9 protein-coding genes are annotated in these 19,063 nt (G+C 67.0%); all 9 read right to left on the bottom strand.

Going from position 1 to position 19,063, the window contains the following annotated elements:
- Nucleotides 1-120: 120 nt before the first annotated feature.
- The 9 genes from purL to AC1RQK_RS02595 all read right to left on the bottom strand — a co-directional run bounded on the left by purL (nt 121) and on the right by AC1RQK_RS02595 (nt 19,053).
- On the bottom strand, nt 121-4,167 hold the full coding sequence (gene purL, locus AC1RQK_RS02555) for a phosphoribosylformylglycinamidine synthase (protein WP_492807524.1): 4,047 nt from the start codon (nt 4,165-4,167) through the stop codon (nt 121-123).
- Between the two features lie 337 nt (nt 4,168-4,504).
- The gene (locus tag AC1RQK_RS02560; RefSeq protein ID WP_492807526.1) at nt 4,505-6,457 is read right to left on the bottom strand and encodes an alkyl/aryl-sulfatase; all 1,953 of its coding nucleotides are present in this window, start codon (nt 6,455-6,457) and stop codon (nt 4,505-4,507) included.
- A gap of 265 nt (nt 6,458-6,722) precedes the next feature.
- On the bottom strand, nt 6,723-7,181 hold the full coding sequence (locus AC1RQK_RS02565; protein ID WP_492370643.1) for a (2Fe-2S)-binding protein: 459 nt from the start codon (nt 7,179-7,181) through the stop codon (nt 6,723-6,725).
- A gap of 16 nt (nt 7,182-7,197) precedes the next feature.
- Nucleotides 7,198-9,474 (bottom strand): xanthine dehydrogenase family protein molybdopterin-binding subunit, encoded by a 2,277-nt coding sequence (locus AC1RQK_RS02570; protein ID WP_492370644.1) that lies wholly within the window; start codon nt 9,472-9,474, stop codon nt 7,198-7,200.
- Nucleotides 9,474-9,905, bottom strand: a complete 432-nt coding sequence (locus AC1RQK_RS02575; RefSeq protein ID WP_492807529.1) for a hypothetical protein — start codon at nt 9,903-9,905, stop codon at nt 9,474-9,476. Before AC1RQK_RS02575 ends, AC1RQK_RS02570 begins: the two co-directional genes overlap by 1 nt.
- A 26-nt stretch (nt 9,906-9,931) precedes the next feature.
- Entirely contained in the window at nt 9,932-11,812 is a 1,881-nt protein-coding gene (locus AC1RQK_RS02580; RefSeq protein WP_492807531.1) for a GMC family oxidoreductase, read from the bottom strand.
- A 21-nt stretch (nt 11,813-11,833) separates the two neighbouring features.
- Complete coding sequence (locus tag AC1RQK_RS02585) at nt 11,834-14,335, bottom strand: hypothetical protein (protein ID WP_492807533.1); 2,502 nt, start codon at nt 14,333-14,335, stop codon at nt 11,834-11,836.
- 342 nt (nt 14,336-14,677) lie between these two features.
- The gene (locus AC1RQK_RS02590) at nt 14,678-18,328 is read right to left on the bottom strand and encodes a hydantoinase B/oxoprolinase family protein (protein ID WP_492807534.1); all 3,651 of its coding nucleotides are present in this window, start codon (nt 18,326-18,328) and stop codon (nt 14,678-14,680) included.
- A 104-nt stretch (nt 18,329-18,432) separates the two neighbouring features.
- Nucleotides 18,433-19,053 (bottom strand): winged helix DNA-binding protein, encoded by a 621-nt coding sequence (locus AC1RQK_RS02595; protein ID WP_492370649.1) that lies wholly within the window; start codon nt 19,051-19,053, stop codon nt 18,433-18,435.
- Nucleotides 19,054-19,063 lie beyond the last annotated feature (10 nt).

Genomic DNA, 19,063 nt, shown 5'->3' on the forward strand with positions numbered 1-19,063 from the left:
CGCACGGAAATGCAGCCTGCCTGAGGCAGCCAACCCGCTCAGTGAATCCCGCATCGACAAAAGGAAAAGCCCGCGCGAAGCGGGCTTTTCCTTTCTACAGCGCGAAAAACAGCAGGCCGTTCAACCCACCCACTTGCGCGCGTTGCGGAACATGCGCATCCACGGGCTGCCGCCGTCTTCCACCTGCTTCCAGGCGTCCGGCGCCCAGCTCATGGTGGCGGTGCGGAACACGCGCTCTGGGTGCGGCATCAGCACGGTGAAGCGGCCATCGGTGGTGGTCACCGAGGTAATGCCGTCGGGCGAGCCGTTCGGGTTCAGCGGGTAGGTTTGCGTCGGCGCGCCGTGGTTGTCCACGAAACGCAGCGCCACCTGGGCCTGGCTCTTGTCGCCTTGCTGCGAGAAGTCGGCGAAGCCTTCGCCGTGCGCCACCACGATGGGGATGCGGCTGCCTTCCATGCCGGCGAAGAAGATCGACGGCGAGGATTGCACTTGCACGGTGACGTAGCGCGCTTCGTACTGCTCCGACTGGTTGCGGGTGAACTTGGGCCATGCGCCCGCGCCGGGGATGATCGGGGCGAGGTTGCTCATCATCTGGCAGCCGTTGCACACGCCCAGCGCGAAGGTGTCCTGGCGGTTGAAGAAGGCCGCGAACTGCTCGGCCATCTGCGCGTTGAACAGGATGGTCTTGGCCCAGCCTTCGCCGGCACCCAGCACGTCGCCGTAGCTGAAGCCGCCGCAAGCGACAAAGCCGGAGAAGTCGGCCAGGTTGGCACGCCCGGCAATCAGGTCGCTCATGTGCACGTCGTGCGTGTCGAAGCCGGCACGGTCCATGCTGTACGCCATTTCGATCTGCGAGTTGACGCCCTGCTCGCGCAGGATCGCCACGCGCGGACGCGCGCCGGTGGCCACGAACGGTGCGGCGATGTCTTGTGCCGGATCGAAGGTCAGCACCGGCGAGATGCCCGGGTCCGCCGCGTCGAGCACGCGATCGTATTCGCTGTCGGCGCAAGCCGGGTTGTCGCGCAGGCGCGCGATGCGCCAGCTGACTTCGCTCCAGGTGCGCTGCAGCTCGCTGCGCGCGGCGCCGAAGACCTTCTTGGCGTCGCGGTAGATCTCGATCTGGTCGGTGGCATTGGGCTTGCCCACCACGTGGCTGCAGGCCGACAGGCCGACTTCGCGCAGCACGGCGAACACGGCATCGCGCTCTTCCTGGCGTACCTGGATCACCGCGCCGAGCTCTTCCGAGAACAGCGCGCGCAGGGTCTGCTCGTCGCGGCGGCCGGAGATTTGCTGCGCCCAGTTCTTGGCGTCGCCGAAGTCCTGCTCCTGGACCGGGTCCAGCGCCAGCATGTCGACGTTGAGCGACAGGCCGCAATGGCCGGCAAAGGCCATTTCCGCCAGGGCAGCCATGAAGCCGCCGTCGGAACGGTCGTGATAGGCCAGCAGCTTGCCCTCGCGGTTCAGGCGCTGGATCACGTTGAAGAAGTTCTTCAGGTCTTCGGCGCTGTCCACGTCCGGCGCGGTGTCGCCTACCTGCTGCGTCACCTGGGCCAGGATGCTGCCGCCCAGGCGGTTCTTGCCGCGGCCGAGGTCGATGGCGATCAGCACGCTGTCGCCCGCATCGGTGCGCAGTTGCGGGGTCAGGGTGCGGTCGGTGTCATCCACGGCGGCAAACGCCGAGATGATCAGCGAGACCGGTGCGACCACTTCCTTGTCGACGCCGTCGTCCTGCCACTTGGTGCGCATGGACAGCGAATCCTTGCCCACCGGGATGCTGATGCCCAGCGCCGGGCACAGTTCCATGCCAACCGCATGCACGGTGTCGTACAGCTTGGCGTCTTCGCCGTCCACGCCGCAGGCGGCCATCCAGTTAGCGGACAGCTTGACCTTGGCCAGGTCCTTGACCGGCGCGGCGGCCAGGTTGGTCAGCGCCTCGCCGATGGCCATGCGGCCCGAGGCGGGGGCGTTGATCACGGCTAGCGGAGTGCGCTCGCCCATGGTCATGGCTTCGCCGGCCCGGCCCTTGTAGTCGAGCGTGGTCACCGCCACGTCGGCCACCGGCACTTGCCAGGGGCCGACCATCTGGTCGCGCGCATTCATGCCGCCAACCGTGCGGTCGCCGATGGTGATCAGGAACGACTTGCTGGCCACGGTCGGGTGGCGCAGCACGTCGCGCACGGCCTTGTCCAGCGCGATGCCGGTCACGTCCACCGGGGGCAGGCTTTGCGCCACGTGCTTGACGTCGCGGTGCATGCGCGGCGGCTTGCCCAGCAGCACGTCCATCGGCATGTTCACGGCATAGTGTTCCTTGAGCGCCGCGTCGACATGCGCATCGACCAGTTGCAGCTGCTGCTCTTCGGTGGCGATGCCCACCACGGCAAACGGCGAACGCTCGCGCTGGCACATGGTCTGGAACAGCGGGAAGGACTCCGGCGCCACCGCCATCACATAGCGTTCCTGCGACTCGTTGCACCAGATCTCGGCCGGGCTCATGCCCGACTCTTCCAGGTGCACCTGGCGCAGGTCGAAGCGCGCGCCGCGGCCCGCGCCGTCCACCAGCTCGGGGAAGGCATTGGAGATGCCGCCCGCGCCCACGTCGTGGATCGACAGGATGGGGTTGTCGTCGCCGAGCTGCCAGCAGGCGTTGATGACTTCCTGCGCGCGCCGCTCCATTTCCGGGTTGCCGCGCTGGACCGAATCGAAGTCCAGGTCGGCGGTATTGGTGCCGGTCGCCATCGAGCTGGCGGCGCTGCCGCCCATGCCGATGCGCATGCCCGGGCCGCCCAGCTGGATCAGCAGCGAGCCGGCCGGCAGCGCCTTCTTGTGCGTGTGGCCGGCGTCGATGTTACCGATGCCGCCGGCGATCATGATCGGCTTGTGATAGCCGCGCACGGTGCCGCCCACGTTTTGCTCGTAGACGCGGAAGTAACCGCCCAGGATGGCGCGGCCGAATTCATTGTTGAACGCGGCGCCGCCGAGCGGGCCTTCGGTCATGATTTGCAGCGGCGAGGCGATGCGGTCCGGCTTGCCGGTCACGCTCACCTTGTCGTCCGGGTTGCGGTGCGCCACCGGCTGGGCGGCGTCACGCGCGTTTTCCCAGCCTTCCACGGCGTCGGGCAGCATCAGGTTGGAGACCGTGAAGCCGGTCAGGCCAGCCTTGGGCTTGCCGCCACGGCCGGTGGCGCCTTCGTCGCGGATTTCACCGCCGGCGCCGGTGGAGGCCCCGGGGAACGGCGAGATGGCGGTCGGGTGGTTGTGCGTCTCCACCTTCATCAGCGTGTGGGTCAGCGCCTCATGGCGGCCGTACTTCTGCTCGGTGCCGCGCGGGAACCAGCGCTCAGCCACATCGCCTTCCATCACCGCGGAGTTGTCCGAGTACGCCACGATCGACCCTTGCGGGTTGAGCTGGTGGGTATTGCGGATCATGGCGAACAGGGATTTGTCCTGCTGCACGCCGTCGATGGTCCACGTGGCGTTGAAGATCTTGTGGCGGCAGTGCTCGCTGTTGGCCTGCGCGAACATCATCAGCTCGACGTCGGTCGGGTTGCGCTCCAGCTTGGCGTAGGCGTCGACCAGGTAGTCGATCTCGTCTTCCGACAGGGCCAGGCCCATTTCGGTATTGGCTTGCGCCAGCGCGGCGCGGCCACCGGAGATGTCGATGAAGCGCAGCGGCTTGGCCGGCAGTTCCTGGAACAGGCCGGCGGCGTCTTCACGCGAAGCCACCACGCTTTCGGTCATGCGGTCGAACAGGTGGGCAGCCACCGCGGCGCGCGTGCCGGCATCCAGCGTCTTGCGCCCACGCAGCAGGCCCTTCTTGCAGATCACGGTGATCTCGATGCCGCGCTCGATGCGGTGCACGTGCTCGAAGCCGCAGTTGTGCGCGATGTCGGTCGCCTTGCTGGCCCACGGCGAGATGGTGCCGAAGCGCGGAATCACCACAAAGCGATCACCGTCGGTTTGTGCCTCGAAAGGCGCGCCATAGGTCAACAGCGCGGCGATGCGGGCGCTGTCGTCTTGCGATAGCGGCACGTCGGTGTCGACAAAATGCAGGAACTGGCCGTGCACCGACTCGATGTCGGCGTCGATCTGCTTGAGGGCGGTGAGCAGGCGTTGCTGGCGAAAGGCGGAAAGCGCCAATGCACCGGGGAAGCACGAGAAATGCGCCATGGTCTGAGCGGTCGGGAGGGCAGGAGGTAGGGGCTGCTACCGGCCGGCGCCGCTGGTTGGGGCGCCGTGCTGGCGGGAAACCGGGATTATACCTTGTCGAGAGGGGGTTCCCGCGTTGCAGCAGAGGTGGCTTGACGGACAAAAGGTGGTGGTGGCCCGGACAAGCTCCGCAGCCATCACGCAGGCCGGGCGACATCCGGGCCAATTGCGCTTCATAAACCACTTAAGCAGCCCGAACCCAATCCCCCCAATCCGCCCACGCCACAGCCTTGCCCGCCACCGTCACCTTGCACAGCCAGAACGGCTGCGATTCGCCGACGACGGGCCGGTGGCCGGCTCAGCGCTCCGGCCATGGCGCCGCGTCCACCACCGGGAAGCTGCCGCTGAACTGGTCCAGCAGGCCCATGAAGCGCGGCAGCAGCGACACATCGCCGCGCAGCGTGAGCCGGCCTTGCGCCACAGCCTCGGCCGCCGTCAAGCGCCGGGTCAGGACGGCGTCGAGCGTGTCGCGGCTGGTCTCGATGACCACGTCAGCCGTGTTCGCCACATCAGCCGCCACATCGGCCGCCACATCGGCCGCCTCCACCAGCAGGCTGCTCAGCGCGCAGTTGGACAGCGTGCTCACCCAATGCTCGCCGCTGTCGGTGAACAGCCAGCCGATCTGGCACGCCATGCCCTGCGCGCGCTGGCCGTGGATGCGCACCGCCAGCGCGTCGAACAGCAGCTCGTTGCTCATCGCGCCCATCAGCGCGTTGGCCGGCGGCCCCTGCGGATTGGCCTGCGGCGGCCCTTCGCGATACTCGCGCGCGGCCAGCAGGTAGGCATTGCGCCACGTCGCCGACTCGGCCTGGAAGCCCATCTGCTCCAGCGCGCTGGCCGCCAGCTCGCGCGCCTCGGCATGCGCCGGATGCGCGTAGACCGCGTGCTTGAGCACCTCGGCCACCCAGCGGAACTCGCCGCGCTCGTAGTCGGCGCGGGCCTTGGCCATCACGGCGTCGATGCCGCCCATGTATTCCAGGTGCTTGCGCGCGGCGGCCACCGGCGGCAGCGCATGCAGGTTGGCCGGATGCGCGTCGTACCAGCTCAGGTAGTGCTGCACGATCGCCTTGACGTTGTGCGACACGGTGCCGTAGTAGCCGCGCGTGTGCCAGCGCCTGGCCAGCGACTGCGGCAGTTGCAGCCCTTCGGCGATCTCGCCGGCCTTCAGGCCATGGCTCATCAGCCGCACGGTCTGGTCGTGCAGCACGCGGTACAGGTCGCGCTGCTCGGACAGGAAGCGCCGGGCGCGCTCCGCGCCCCAGGTCGGCCAGTGGTGCTGGGCCAGCACCACCACGGTACGCGGGCCGTAGCGGTGCAGCGCGCGGTGCAGGTACTTGGACCATGCCAGTGCGTCGCGCACCTTGGCGCCGCGCAATGGGCAAAGATTGTGCAGGTTGTGGGTGGCGTTTTCGGCCAGGTTGAGCGCGCCCTCGGACGGGATGAAGAGGTGCATCTCGGAGGGCGCCTCGGTCTCAGGCGTGAGCTGGAACTCGATCTCCAGCCCGTCGATCACGTGGATCTCGTGCTCGGCCTCGATCGACCGCGTTGGCGCGATCAGCGTCGAGCGGCCCATCGGCAGCGTCTTGCCTAGGCCGGCATCCACCTGCGCTGCCGGCCCTTTGGCCAACGTGTGGCCAAACTGGAACTGCGCGCGGCGCGCCATGGCCACGCCGCCGATCACGTTCTCGGCGATGGCGTGGTGCATGAAGCCGGAGGGCGCAATCACCTGGACCCGCCCGGCGCGCACGTCGGCCTCGTCAACCAGCCCCGCCACGCCGCCAAAGTGGTCGGCATGGCTGTGGCTGTAGATCACGGTGTGCAACGTGCGGTTGCCGCGATGCGCCCGGTACAGCGCGAGCGCGGCTGCGGCGGTCTCCGGGCAGGTCAGCGCGTCCAGCGCGATCACGCCGGTGTCGCCTTCGATAAAGGTGATATTGGCGATATCGAACCCGCGCACCTGGAAGATGCGCGGCGTGACCTGGAACAGGCCGTGGATGCGGTTAAGGCGCGCCTGCCGCCACAGGCTGGGGTTGACGGTATCCGGCGCCTCGGCGGCATCCAGGAAGCCATAGGCTTCCATGTTCCACACGCCGTGCCCGTTGGCGCGTGCCACCTTGGCATTGGGGATGGTGCCGACGAAGCCGCGCTGCGCGTCTTCCCAGTCCTGCTCGTCGTGCTCCGGCAGCTCGCGCGCCAGCAGGCGATGAAAATCAGCCGTGGCCGCGTGGGCACAGCTTGCGTTGTCCGGCATGGGGTCTCCTTGGTGGCGCGTTGACGATGCTCAGGTAAGCCAACCGCGCCGCCAATAGCGGCATCAACAGCGCCGGGATCGGTCAGCACAGCGTGAATCGGCACGCCATGCCATGGATGATCGAACGCAACCCGCTTGTGAGCGCAAAGGGCGGTTTCGCCGCGATGGGCATGGCGCGAATAACCTGAACAGGAATTGGGGTTTCATTCTTTGTCGCCCCCTGCGTTCACGTTATCGGTAAAAACCCTCGCCGGGCGGGGCTGCCTCAGGTGCGTGGCTGCCCGGCGGCTTGGTGGATAGCAGCGCGGATCCGCGGGTAGGTGCCGCAGCGGCAGACAATGTGCTCCATCGCCTTATCGATGTCGGCATCACTGGGCTTTGGGTTGCTTCTCAGGAGCGCGCTGGCGGTCATGAGCTGCGCGCTCTGGCAGTAGCCGCACTGCACCACGTCCAGATCGAGCCAGGCGGCCCTCAAGGCTTGCGCCTGCGGACCGCGCAAGCCCTCGATGGTCACGATCCGGATATTGGCCAGCGTGGAGACCGGGCTCATGCAGGCGACCTGCGGCGCGCCGTTCAACTGCACCGTACAGGCCCGGCAAACGCCGATGCCGCAACCATACTTGGTGCCGGTCAACCCCAGCTCGCACCGAAGCACCCACAGCAGAGGGGTGTCCGGATCGGACTGCACGGACACTGTCTTACCGTTGATGTTCAGGGGCAGCATGGCTTTCTCCCGGGACTCAGGCCAGTTTCAAAGGCAACGCGCGCAGGCGCTGTCCCGTCAGCGCAAACAGGGCATTGGCCACCGCCGGCGCAATGGGGGGCGTGCCCGGTTCACCTACACCCTGGGGATGGTCCTGGCTTGGCATGATGTGGGTTTCGATGGCCGGGCAGTTGTTCATGAAGATGACGGGGAAGTCACCAAACGTTTTCTGGTGCACCTGGCCGTCGACGATCGTGATCTCCTCGAACAGCGCGGCCGACAAGCCAAAGATGATCGCGCTCTCCATCTGCTGGCGAATCAGGTTCGGGTTCACCGGCAGCCCGCAATCGATCGCGCAGACCACCCGGTGCACGCGCACGGTCTTGTCCGGCGCCACGGATACTTCCGCCACCTGCGCGACGATGCTGCCGTATGCCTCGTGCAGCGCCACCCCGCGTGCGCGTGCGGCGCCGTCGGCTGTCTTCCCTAACGGCGTTCCCCAGCCGGCCTTGTCCGCGGCCATGTGCAACACGGCCAGATGACGCGGATGCCTGACCAGCAGGCTGGCACGAAAGGCAACGGGATCCTTGCCGGCGGCCGCCGCCAGTTCGTCGATAAAGCTCTCGGTAAAAAATGCCTGGTGCGAGTGGCCCACCGAGCGCCAGAAACCCACCGGCACCGGCAGGTCGACAATCACGTGCCCGACGCGCGCGTTCGGCCATTCGTAGGGCCGGTCGAACGCGCCTTCCGTCGTGGTCTTGTCGATGCCCAGGCCCGGCAGGCCAAGCAAGCGCGCCAGCATGGCCGGCACGATCGCCTGGCTGGCCGACGTGTTGTGCCAGGCCACCAGGTTGCCCGCGCCGTCGAGCCCGGCCTTGAAGCGCGAGAGGCAGGCAGGCCGGTAGAAGTCGTGCGTGGTGTCCTGGACGCGCGACCAGATCGTCTGCACCGGCCGCCCACCGCCCGCGCGCGCGATTGCCGCGGCCTGGGAGATAAAATCCACCTCCAGCCGCCGCCCGAACGCGCCACCGATCAGTTGCGGCTGCACATCGACCTTGTCGGCATCGATGCCGAGGACCTTCGACACCGCCCGGCGCGCCAGGCCAGGCAACTGCGTCGAGACCCAGACCCTGGCCGCGCCGTCGCGCACCTGCGCCGTGCAGTTGATGGGCTCCACCGCGCCATGCGCGAGGTAGGGCGCGCTGTACTCGGCGCTGACGGGCTTGGCGGCTGACTTCAATGCCGCTTCGACATCGCCGTGCCGGTAATAGGCGTGGCCGTCGGAGGCATCCAGCGCCTGCGCGAGACGCCGGCTCACCTCCGGGCTGGACAGCGAGGCGGCGGGGCCAGGGTTCCACACGATCTTGACCGCATCCAGCGCCTTCATGGCCCGGTACGCGTTGTCGGCGATCACCGCCACCCCGCCGGTGCCGCCGTTGTAGGCATCCACCGCGAGCACCTTGACGATGCCCGGCATCGCGGCGGCAACCGCGCCGTCGAAGCTCGCCACCGTGCCGCCCAGCGTCGGGCACATCGTCACGCTGGCGTACAGCAGGCCCTCGGGCAGCACGTCGATGCCAAAGCGCGCCGTGCCATCGATCTTGGATGCGGCCTCCAGGCGGCGTATGTCCTTGCCGATCAGCTTGAATTCGGATGGCGTCTTCAGCGCCACCTTTGCCGGCAGCGGGAGCTTCCCGGCCTGGGCCGCCAGTTCACCGAAGGTGGCTGTTTTCCCGGACGGATGCAGTACCTTGCCGTCCTGCGCGCGGCACTCGCCCGCTGGCACGTTCCACCGCGCGGCTGCCGCGCCGATCAACATCGCGCGGGCGGATGCGCCGGCCTCGCGCATCGGGTCCCACAAGTCATTGAGGCTCGACGAGCCGCCTGTCACCATCTCGCCGATCTCGCGCATGAGCTTGGCGGTCAGCCAGGCGGCCAGATGCCTGGCCACGCTGTCGTCGTCCGCGCGGAACGGGAGATCCTCGACGACGACTTCCAGGTTGTTGTAGATCTTGTCCACGGGCGCGTGCTCAACCTTCACGTGCGCCCAGCTGGCATCCAGCTCGTCGGCCAGCACCATGGCCAGGCCGGTGTGCACGCCCTGCCCCATCTCCGAGCGGCACATCATGATGGTGACGGTGTTGTCCGCTGCGATCTTGACCCAGCCATTGAGCCCCACCTGCGTGCCAACCGCCGGCAACGGCTGCGACGTGGCCAGCCGCTGCCGAGGCGGCAGCACCGACCAGCCGATCAGCAACGCACCGACTGCCCCGATGCCGCCGATGCCACCGACCAGGAACGCTCTGCGCTTCATCAGAACTCGAGGCAGAAATCGATCAGGCGATGCTTGTCCCAGTACACCTTGCCAAGATACACGCCAGGCGCGATGCAGCGAATCTCGTCGCGGATCCAATGCGCGACCAGCGATGTGGCGGAATAGTCCAGGACAATGCACTCCTTCTGGTCAAGCCAGCTCTCGCCCTTGTACACCTTCGCCAGGATCGCCTCGAGCCCGAAGATGGAGACGCGGTTCTTGAGAACGCCGCGCTTGGCGTCGAAGACCTTTCCCTGCCAGGCAAAGAGGTTGATCATCTTGGCGATGCTCTCGGTGAATACCGTGCCGGGCGAGATGATCGCGGTGCCTGCGGCCTCGCCATCCGGAATATCGCCGGCCGGGCTGTTGCGAAACAGATCGTCAAGCTGGTCCTGGCTCATTTCCAGCAGCGTGCGTACGTCGTATGCCATGTTTGCACCTCCAATGTCGCGCCTGCCTACACCGTTGCCGCCTTCGCCGCCGCCGTCGCCTTCGCCGCGGCGTTCGCTTCGTGCAAGAGCACGTCGGCAGCCTTCTCGGCGATCATGTAGACCGCGCTGGCCAGGAAGAAGCCGGGAATCCTCGGGAAGACGGACGCGTCGACAACCCGCAGCCCGCGCGTGCCATGCACGGAAAAATCGCTGCCCAGCACGCCGCCCGCCGCACGCGCGCCGATGGCGCAACTGCACGAGGCGTGATGCCCCCAGGCGTTGTCGCGCACATAGCCGCCCAGCTCATCGTCGCTGCGCAGGTGCGCGCCAGGAAGCTGCTCCTGCGCGATCACGCCGCGCTCTGCCAGCGGCGCTGCCAGCTTGCGCACAAAGCGGATGGCGTCGATCACCGCGCGCAGATCCTCGTCCGCCCCCGCCCCGCCTTCTTCGAAATAATGGAAATTGATCAAGGGCGGCTCGAGCGGATTCGCGGAGCGCAACCGCACCGTGCCCGCGCGGTTGCGCGTGTGTGCCTTGAGAATGGCCCAGGTAAGCGCATCGTCGCTCTGGGCGAATAGCTTGGAGTAACCCGGGAAGTAGCCGGTGAAATGCTCAACCAGCGCCATGCAGAACACATCCGGTGCGGGCGCGGATTTGCGCGAGCGCCGTGCGACCGCGATCGCCACGCCGTTGGAGGTGTAGACCCCATGCCGGCGGTCGCGCCAGCTGCAATAGGCCGGATCATCCTTCTGGAAGCGGGCGCCATCGAGGATGCGCCACGGCTGCGCCATCCGGCTTACCACGCCCACCTCATAGCGATCCTGGAGATTGCGCCCGACGCCCGGCAAATCCACCTTCACGGCAATGCCGTGCGCCCGAAGGTGCTCGGCAGGGCCGATGCCTGACAGCATCAGCAGTTGCGGCGTATTGAACGCCCCGCCCGCCAGGATCACCTCACGGCGCGCGTGCACTTCATGGCGTACGCCCGGCGCCGTGCTTGGCGAGACGTGGGCCTGGTAGAGGCGCTTGCCCTTCAGGTATTCGACACCGGTCGCCGTGCCGTGCGCGTCCAGCAGCACGCGCGTGGCCAGCGCGTCCATCTCGATATGCAAGCACGACGGCAGGCGGGTCGCCACATCCAGCACCCGTTCGCGCGCGCCGTGGCGCGCATGCCCGCGCGTGGAAAGCGGCGTATAGCAAACGCCTTTGAAACATCGCCTTGCCCAGATCCTGGCGTTCGGATCGCCCTGCCAGCGCAAGAAGCTCAGGACCGCATGCAGGCGCCGCGGCACGCTGCGCGCCGCCAGTTCCATGGAGCCCAGGATCAGGCGCGTGAGCGCATTGTCGGCCAGCGCTTCGAGCGGGAACGCGCGCTCGGTGCTGAGCCATCCGTCCCAGCCGTGCGCCGTGGGATCGAAGCCAAGGCGGCGCGCGAGCGCCCACAGCGGACGGTGCCGGCATTGCTCCAGCGTCTTGGCATACCGGCGCATGCGAGCGGCTTTCCACGAGTGGTCGCCGGTCAGCTCGGCAATGCCGTCCCAGTCCGAGTCGTGCGGGTAGAGGAAGATCATCGCGTTGTGCGCGGTGCAGCCGCCGAGCGTCGCCGCCCGGGGATAGAGCACGCCTTCGCTGCCGTACTTCGGGTCCCTGCGCTGCTGCGCATCGTCCGCGTAGTGGCGCACGAAAAAATTCCAGCTCATGGCCGGATTCTCAGAGGCGCAGGCATGAAACGCCGGCACCTCGTAATCCTCCGGCATGCAAGCCGTGCCAGGCTCGCGCGCATCGTTGCCGGCCTCGAGCAGGAATACGCGCATGCCGGCCTCCGCCAGCCGCGCGGCGAGCGTGCCGCCCCCCGCGCCGGAACCGACGATCACGTAATCCCATGCTTGTTCGCCTGGAGCAGACATATCCCCGCCGCGCCGCCTACGTCAAAACGTCTTGAGAAAGGCAATCAAGGCCCGTTTGTCGTCATCGCTCAATACCGGCTCCTGCCCGAACGATTGCTCATCGGCGCTCAGGCCGGCCTGGTTGTTGAACTCCGCCGTGCCGAAGTAATGGCCGCGGTTCACGACAAAATCCGGGCACTTGCTGAGTGCCAGCATCGGCTTGACCAGATCGGCGTAGGTCTTGCCCAGATCCGCGTCGGTCGCACCCTCCGGCACGGAGGCCAGGTCCGATCTCAGCTTGAGCGCAAGGCCCACCACCTTGGCCGCATGCTCGGCCTTGGCCCCGACGTCGGTGGTCTCCGATAGCGGCTGGATATTGGCCAGCAGGTTGACCGGCATCTGCCTGGGCGCCGGCCCGATCGTCACATCGCCGCTCGCCCCCACCAGCCACGGCGCATAGCGGTGCATGAAGCCCTGCAATGGCTGGAGCGCGTCCGGCACGAAGCCCTCCGGCACCGTAATCTGGCTGCGCTCGGTAGTGCGATCGATGGTGCCCGGCACCTTGGCGCCCAGGATGTCGTCATGCACGCGCTTCTCGGGCCAGAGCAGCTGCTCGATGGACGCATCGAAGACCTGGATACGGCTGGCGACCGACGGATCCTCGCTGAAGGGTCCAAGCGCGTTGTTAAGCAGGAACGGCGCCGTCGACCAAATGCTGATCAGCGAGGGCACGCGGGTATAGCCACGGCCGCCCGCCGGCATCCGGTATTGCCAGCGCTCGCCGGTGAAGGGGTCGTTGAGGGTAACGCTACCCACCGAGGGCAGCGTCTTGTACGACTCCGACGAGAAGTTGTCCCAGATATTTCCGCGCAGTGCATTGGTCGCGAGCGGGCTGCACACGTTGGTCCGCAGCAGCGTGGCGGGAATGCGCGCATCGGACGACAGATAGTTGCCCGCCAGGAAGTCCGGCGCCTTGACCACGTCGCGCATCTGCGTTTTGAATTCGTCCGTCTGCGTCCATTTCCAGTACCGCATGAAGCAGGCGAGATAGTTCGGGCCCGCGCAGTTCTGCAGGTTCAGGCTGGCCGGCGGCGGCGGCGCCTTGCTGGAATGACAACGCGCGCAAGTGTCGGCGAACACGACCTTGCCCCGGTCGAGCATCTGCGCGCCGGCCGGCGTGGAAGTATCCGCCAGGAAGCCAGCGCCGCCCGGGGCATCGCTCAAGTGGTCCGGCGGAGTCGCCTTCAGCAGGAACAGCGCCATATTGATCGTGCCGGCTTCCGTTGCCTTCCAGTAGCTCGAGTTCTTCTGCGCCACGGCGAGCTCGATGGGCGAGATCGCCTTGCCGCCGAGGATGGGATTGAAGTGCAGCAGCCATTCCTCGCTGAACAGGCCGATATTCAGGTACACCCGGTTCAATGCGCCCAGCACGCCGACCGAGTCGGCGCCGTCCTTGAGGACATGCGGCGTCCATACCGTGTCGGGCGGCGTGTAGAACTGCGTCAACGCGCCGGTCTTGACGAAGTCGTTGAGCTGCCGGTTGTTCAGCTCGCCCCCGGCCAGTTTTTCTTCGCCGATGCGCCTGGCCACGCCCATGCGCGACATCAGGTCGTAGAGTGCGTTCATGGTGCGGGGGTTGTTGATGTTGTCCGTGGACACCAGCGAAGTATCCATGGTGCCCGGGCGGAAGGTATGCACGAGCTGGAACATGAAGTTCTGCCGGCCTTCGGGCGTCGATGCGTTATGGATGAACAGCCGGTCCACCCACATGTACTGCGCACCCACCGTGGAACTCAGCTCGGGCCATTGCGGGTGCGCGGGATCCCCGGGGGGATGGATCGGGCTCGGGCCCACGTGGCAAAAACCGCAGGCCATGCCAACGCGGTAGGGCCGCACGAGATCTGCGCGATTGTAGTACTTGGGATCGGTGTAATAGCGCTGCGGATCCCATGCCTTCGCAGCCTTCTCGTCAAAGGCCGGGTTGGGGAACAGCCGCAAGCCGACGATGCCCGTGGGGTAGCCGTAGTAAGAGCCCACCGGCAGCTTCGCGCCATTGGCGAACGTGGTGCCGCGCGCGCCAATCTTGACGCCCGGATAGGCTTGCTCGTTCTCGAAGGGATCGGCCGGGCAATCCTTGACCCGTTGGTCCAGCCACAGCCCGAAGCGCTGCGGATCGGGCCCTGCGGGTTTTTCGAAGCAGGGCTCGTTGAGCAGGCCCAGATAGCGCCAGCGGGTGTCGCGGGAATAGCCCTGGCTCGGATGCGAGCTGATGGACTTGAGCAGGTCGAACGCGCCGAACGTGAAGTTCGTCATGTCGTCCCAGAACCGGTCGTTGCCGCCGCTCCACACCAGCCACATATTGCGGCCGGCGATTTCTTCCTGGGTCAGCGCAACGCCACGATCCATGTCGTGGAAATAGTCTTCCGATGCGTGCCGGAACGTTTCCGGGCCCCGGCCGGCCTGCTTCGCCTCGTCAAGGACGCGGCCCGGCTCCGGCTTGGTACACCCGCCCGCGGCGAGCGCGCCAATCAATGCGCCAATCAATGCGATACCAAGAACGATTGATCTGCTGCGTGGCGTCACTGCGGTCCCTCCCTTGCCCCCCCGGGAAGGACCACTTGCTGCACGATGGCCTCGCCCCCCAGGGTCTTCATAAACCTAGGAATCACCTGAGGATAAGTCAAGGAGTTTGCTGCAACGCGATGTGTCCGGCAGCGACGCCCGGCGCGCCAAACCTGGTGAAAACGATGGATCGAAAATTCAGGAAGTGACGAAAGACTGATCTGTTGGAAATGAATGGAAATGAATGCGAATGTAAATTCGCCGCGCCCGCGAAGCCCGTGCGACGAGCCGGCGCGTTGCACCCCGGCTCGCCCCGCCACGCCCTTACACCTTGCCGTAGCCCCCGCCTCCCGGCGTTTCCACCACGAAGACATCGCCCGCTTGCATCTCGCAACGCCCGACATGGCCCAGCGCTTGCTCGCTCCCGTCACCCCGCACCACGTAGTTGCGGCCCATCGCGCCGGGCTCGCCGCCGGCCATGCCGAACGGCGCATGCAAGCGGTTGTTGGACAGGATCGACGCCGTCATCGGCTCCAGGAAGCGCACCTTGCGGATGCCGCCGTTGCCGCCGTGCCACTGCCCCGCGCCACCCGAGCCGGGCCGGATCTCATAGCTCTCCAGCCGCACCGGGAAGCGCCATTCCAGCACCTCGGGGTCGGTCAGGCGCGAGTTGGTCATATTGGTCTGCACCACGTCGCAGCCGTTGAAACCCTGCCCCGCGCCGCTGCCGCCGGAGATGGTCTCGTAGTACTGGTAGCGCGCGTTGCCGAAAGTGAAATTGTTCATGGTGCCCTGGCTGGCCGCCACCACGCCCAGCGCGCCATACAGCGCGTTGGTGATGCACGATGACGTTTCCACATTGCCCGACACCACCGAGGCCGGATAGCGCGGATTGAGCATGGAGCCTTCGGGGATGATCACGTTGATCGGCTTGAGGCAGCCGGCATTGAGCGGAATGTCCTCGTTGACCAGCGTGCGGAACACGTAGAGCACGGCCGCCATGCAGACCGCGCGCGGCGCGTTGAAGTTGTTGGGCAGTTGCGCCGAAGTACCGGTGAAGTCCACCACGGCTTCGCGTCTGGCCTGATCCACGGTCACGCGTACCTGGATTTGCGCGCCATTATCCAGCGGGTAGCGGTAGGCGCCGTCCTTCAGCGCGGTGATGACCCGGCGCACGGCTTCCTCGGCGTTGTCCTGCACATGGCCCATATAGGCGCGCACCACCGGCAGGCCGAACTGCACCACCATCTTGCGCAGCTCTTCCACGCCCTTGGCGTTGGCCGCCACCTGGGCGCGCAGGTCGGCCATGTTCTGGTCGATATTGCGGGCCGGGTAGCGCGCGCCCGCCAGCAGTGCGCGCATGCCGGCATCGTCGAGCACACCGGCCTTCACCAGCGGAAAGTTGTCGATCATCACGCCCTCTTCCTCCACCACCGTGGAGTCCGGCGGCATCGAGCCCGGCGTGATGCCGCCGATATCCGCATGGTGGCCGCGCGAGCCAACGTAGAAGAGGATCTCCGCGCCAGCCTCGTCGAAGACCGGCGTGATCACCGTCACGTCCGGCAGGTGCGTGCCGCCGTTGTACGGGTCGTTGAGCACGTAGACATCGCCATCGGCCATGTGCCCGGCATTGCGCGTGATCACGGTCTTGATGCTCTCGCCCATCGAGCCCAGGTGCACCGGCATGTGCGGGGCATTGGCGATCAGGTTGCCGCCGGCATCGAAGATGGCGCAGGAGAAGTCGAGCCGTTCCTTGATGTTGACCGAGTACGCCGTGTTCTGCAGCCGCTGGCCCATCTGCTCGGCGATCGACATGAACAGGTTGTTGAACACTTCCAGCATCACCGGATCGGCGTCGGTGCCCATGGCGCGCCGCTGGGGACGCGGCACGGCGCGGGTCAGCACCAGGTGGTCGCGCGCGGTCAGCTCAGCCTGCCAGCCGGGCTCGACCACCGTGGTGGCGTTGCGCTCGGCAATGATGGCGGGGCCCGGCAGCACGTCGCCGGGGCGCAGCGTATCGCGTGGGAACAGGCCGGTGTCGTGCCAGGCGCCGCCGCTGAACACGCGCACCAGTTCCGCCGGCACGGGGACGCCGGTGCGCGGCTGCGCGTCGGGCAGTTTCTCCTCGGGCGGCTCGCTGCTGCCGATGGCTTCCACCGACAGGGCTTCCACGACCAGGGGCTTGCCTTGCATCAGGAAGGCATAGCGCTGGCGGTACGCGGCATCGAACGCCGCCTGCATGGCAGGCAAGGTGCCGAACGGCACCACCAGCGCCGAATCCGTGCCCTCATAGCGCAGGTGCGCACGGCGCACCACATCGATCTGCGCCTCCGCGACTTCCTGCTCCAGCAGTTCCTGCCGCGCTTCGCTTGCCAGCGCATCGAGCGTGGCTTGCAACGCGGGCAATGCGCTGTCGTCCAGGCGCGTCTCCACGGCGCGCTCGCGCATGGCGGTTCGGTCGGCCAGGCCCATGCCGTAGGCCGACAATACGCCCGCCAGCGGATGCACGAACACGGTCTGCATGCCGAGGGCGTCCGCCACCAGGCAGGCATGCTGCCCGCCGGCGCCGCCGAAGGTGGTCAGTGTGTAGCCGGTCACGTCGTGGCCGCGCTGCACGGAGATCTGTTTGATGGCATTGGCCATATTACCGACCGCGATCTCGATGAAGCCTTCGGCCACCTGCTCGGCGCTGCGTTGATCGCCAGTCGCTTCCGTTACCGCTTGCGCCAGCGCCGCGAACCTGGCCACCACCGTGTCGCGGTCCAGCGCGGCATCGGCGCGCGGGCCGAACACCGCGGGAAAATGCCGCGGCTGGATCTTGCCGAGCATGACATTGCAGTCGGTCACGGCCAGCGGGCCGCCGCGCCGGTAGCTCGCCGGCCCCGGGTTGGCGCCGGCCGAATCGGGGCCGACGCGGAAACGGCTACCGTCGAAATGCAGGATGGAGCCGCCGCCGGCGGCCACCGTGTGGATGCTCATCATGGGCGCGCGCATGCGCACGCCGGCCACGCTGGTCTCGAACACGCGCTCGAAATCGTTGGGATGATCGCCGTTGAAGTGCGAGACATCGGTCGACGTGCCACCCATGTCGAAGCCGATGATGCGCCCAAAGCCCGCGCTCTGCGACGAGCGCACCATGCCGACGATGCCACCGGCCGGGCCGGACAGGATGGCGTCCTTGCCCTGGAAGCGGTGCGCATCGGTCAGGCCGCCGCTGCTCTGCATAAACTGCAGGCGCACGCCCGGCATCTGCTGCTCCACTTGCCCGACATAGCGGCGCAGGATGGGCGACAGGTAGGCGTCCACCACCGTGGTATCGCCACGCGAGACCAGCTTCATCAGTGGCGACACCTGATGCGAGACGGAAATCTGCGTAAATCCGGTCTCGCGGGCGATCCGCGCGGCGGCCTGCTCGTGCGCCGCCTGGCGGTAGCCGTGCAGGAACACGATGGCGATGGCGCGGATGCCGCTGTCGAATACACGCAGCATATCGGCGCGCAGCGCGGCTTCGTCGAGCGGCGTCACCGTTTCGCCCTGCGCATCCAGGCGCTCGCCCACCTCCACGACTTCGCGGTAGAGCAGCTCCGGCAGCACGATGTTCAGGTCAAACAGGCGCGGCCTGTTCTGGTAGGCGATGCGCAGCGCATCGCGAAAGCCGCGCGTGATGAACAGCGCCACCGGCTCGCCCTTGCGCTCCAGCAAGGCATTGGTCGCAACGGTGGTGCCCATCTTCACCACTTCCACCTGCGCCGGCGTGACCGGCTCGCCCGGCGCCAGCCCCAGCAAGTGGCGGATGCCGGCCACGGCGGCATCGCTGTACTGCTCCGGGTTCTCGGATAACAGCTTGTGCGTGACCACCGTGCCGTCCGGCTGGAGCCCCACCACATCGGTGAAGGTGCCGCCGCGATCTATCCAGAATTGCCAGCGGCGACGGTCCGAAACAACGGCGGCGGAGGATGGCAGCGACTTCGGCATACGGGGGCTTCCTTCTAGGGCGTGATGGAGATGTCGGGAAAAAACGGGCGGCCATGCGGCGGCGCGGCCGGGGCGCAGGCCGGTCGCGCGCGATGTGCTTGCTGCTACAGGGACGTTGCCGAGCGTGCGGCCTGCTCGTACAGGCCGGTCAGCACACGCAGCAGCCGTGCCAGCTCGCCGATCTCCACGTTCTCGGCACTGCCGGCGGAGAAATTGCTGGTCAGGCATTGCTCGCGGATCTCGCGGTAGCGTGCGCAGGCCTGGGTGCCGGCGGGGGTGGTGATGTAGGTGGCTTCCTTGCCGATGCGCTCGCCCTCCACCAGTGCCAGGCCCTGCAGCTTCTTGAGCGCGTAGGTGACCAGGTGGGTGTCCTCGACGTTGAGCACGAAGCAGATATCGGCGAGCCGCTTGGGGCGCGCCCGGTGGTTGACGTGATGCAGCACCAGCACGTCCAGGAAGGTCAGGTCGCGCACGCCGGAGGCGCCCATGCAGCGTACCACCCAGCGGCTGTAGGCGTTGTAGGCCGTGTTCAGGCCGAACTCGAACTCCGACAGCTCCGGGCTGCGCTCCGACACCAGGTGCGAAGACGAAACGATATTGGGGCCCGACGGATGCGCCAGCGCGCTGGCCGCAGATCTGGCGGGCGCTTGGCCACCCTCGGCTTGATCGGCTACTGGCTCGGTTGCTGGCTCGGTTGCTGGCTGAGTTGCTGGCTTACGCGCCATGTCTTCACTC

The organism is Cupriavidus sp. GW822-FHT02D05 (genome assembly GCF_058802485.1).

Bases quoted from the DNA above. Each gene is read 5' to 3' on its own strand.
- purL (WP_492807524.1), bottom strand. From the start codon at position 4,167: ATGGCGCATTTCTCGTGCTTCCCCGGTGCATTGGCGCTTTCCGCCTTT.
- AC1RQK_RS02560 (WP_492807526.1), bottom strand. From the start codon at position 6,457: ATGCCGGACAACGCAAGCTGTGCCCACGCGGCCACGGCTGATTTTCAT.
- AC1RQK_RS02565 (WP_492370643.1), bottom strand. From the start codon at position 7,181: ATGCTGCCCCTGAACATCAACGGTAAGACAGTGTCCGTGCAGTCCGAT.
- AC1RQK_RS02570 (WP_492370644.1), bottom strand. From the start codon at position 9,474: ATGAAGCGCAGAGCGTTCCTGGTCGGTGGCATCGGCGGCATCGGGGCA.
- AC1RQK_RS02575 (WP_492807529.1), bottom strand. From the start codon at position 9,905: ATGGCATACGACGTACGCACGCTGCTGGAAATGAGCCAGGACCAGCTT.
- AC1RQK_RS02580 (WP_492807531.1), bottom strand. From the start codon at position 11,812: ATGTCTGCTCCAGGCGAACAAGCATGGGATTACGTGATCGTCGGTTCC.
- AC1RQK_RS02590 (WP_492807534.1), bottom strand. From the start codon at position 18,328: ATGCCGAAGTCGCTGCCATCCTCCGCCGCCGTTGTTTCGGACCGTCGC.
- AC1RQK_RS02595 (WP_492370649.1), bottom strand. From the start codon at position 19,053: ATGGCGCGTAAGCCAGCAACTCAGCCAGCAACCGAGCCAGCAACCGAG.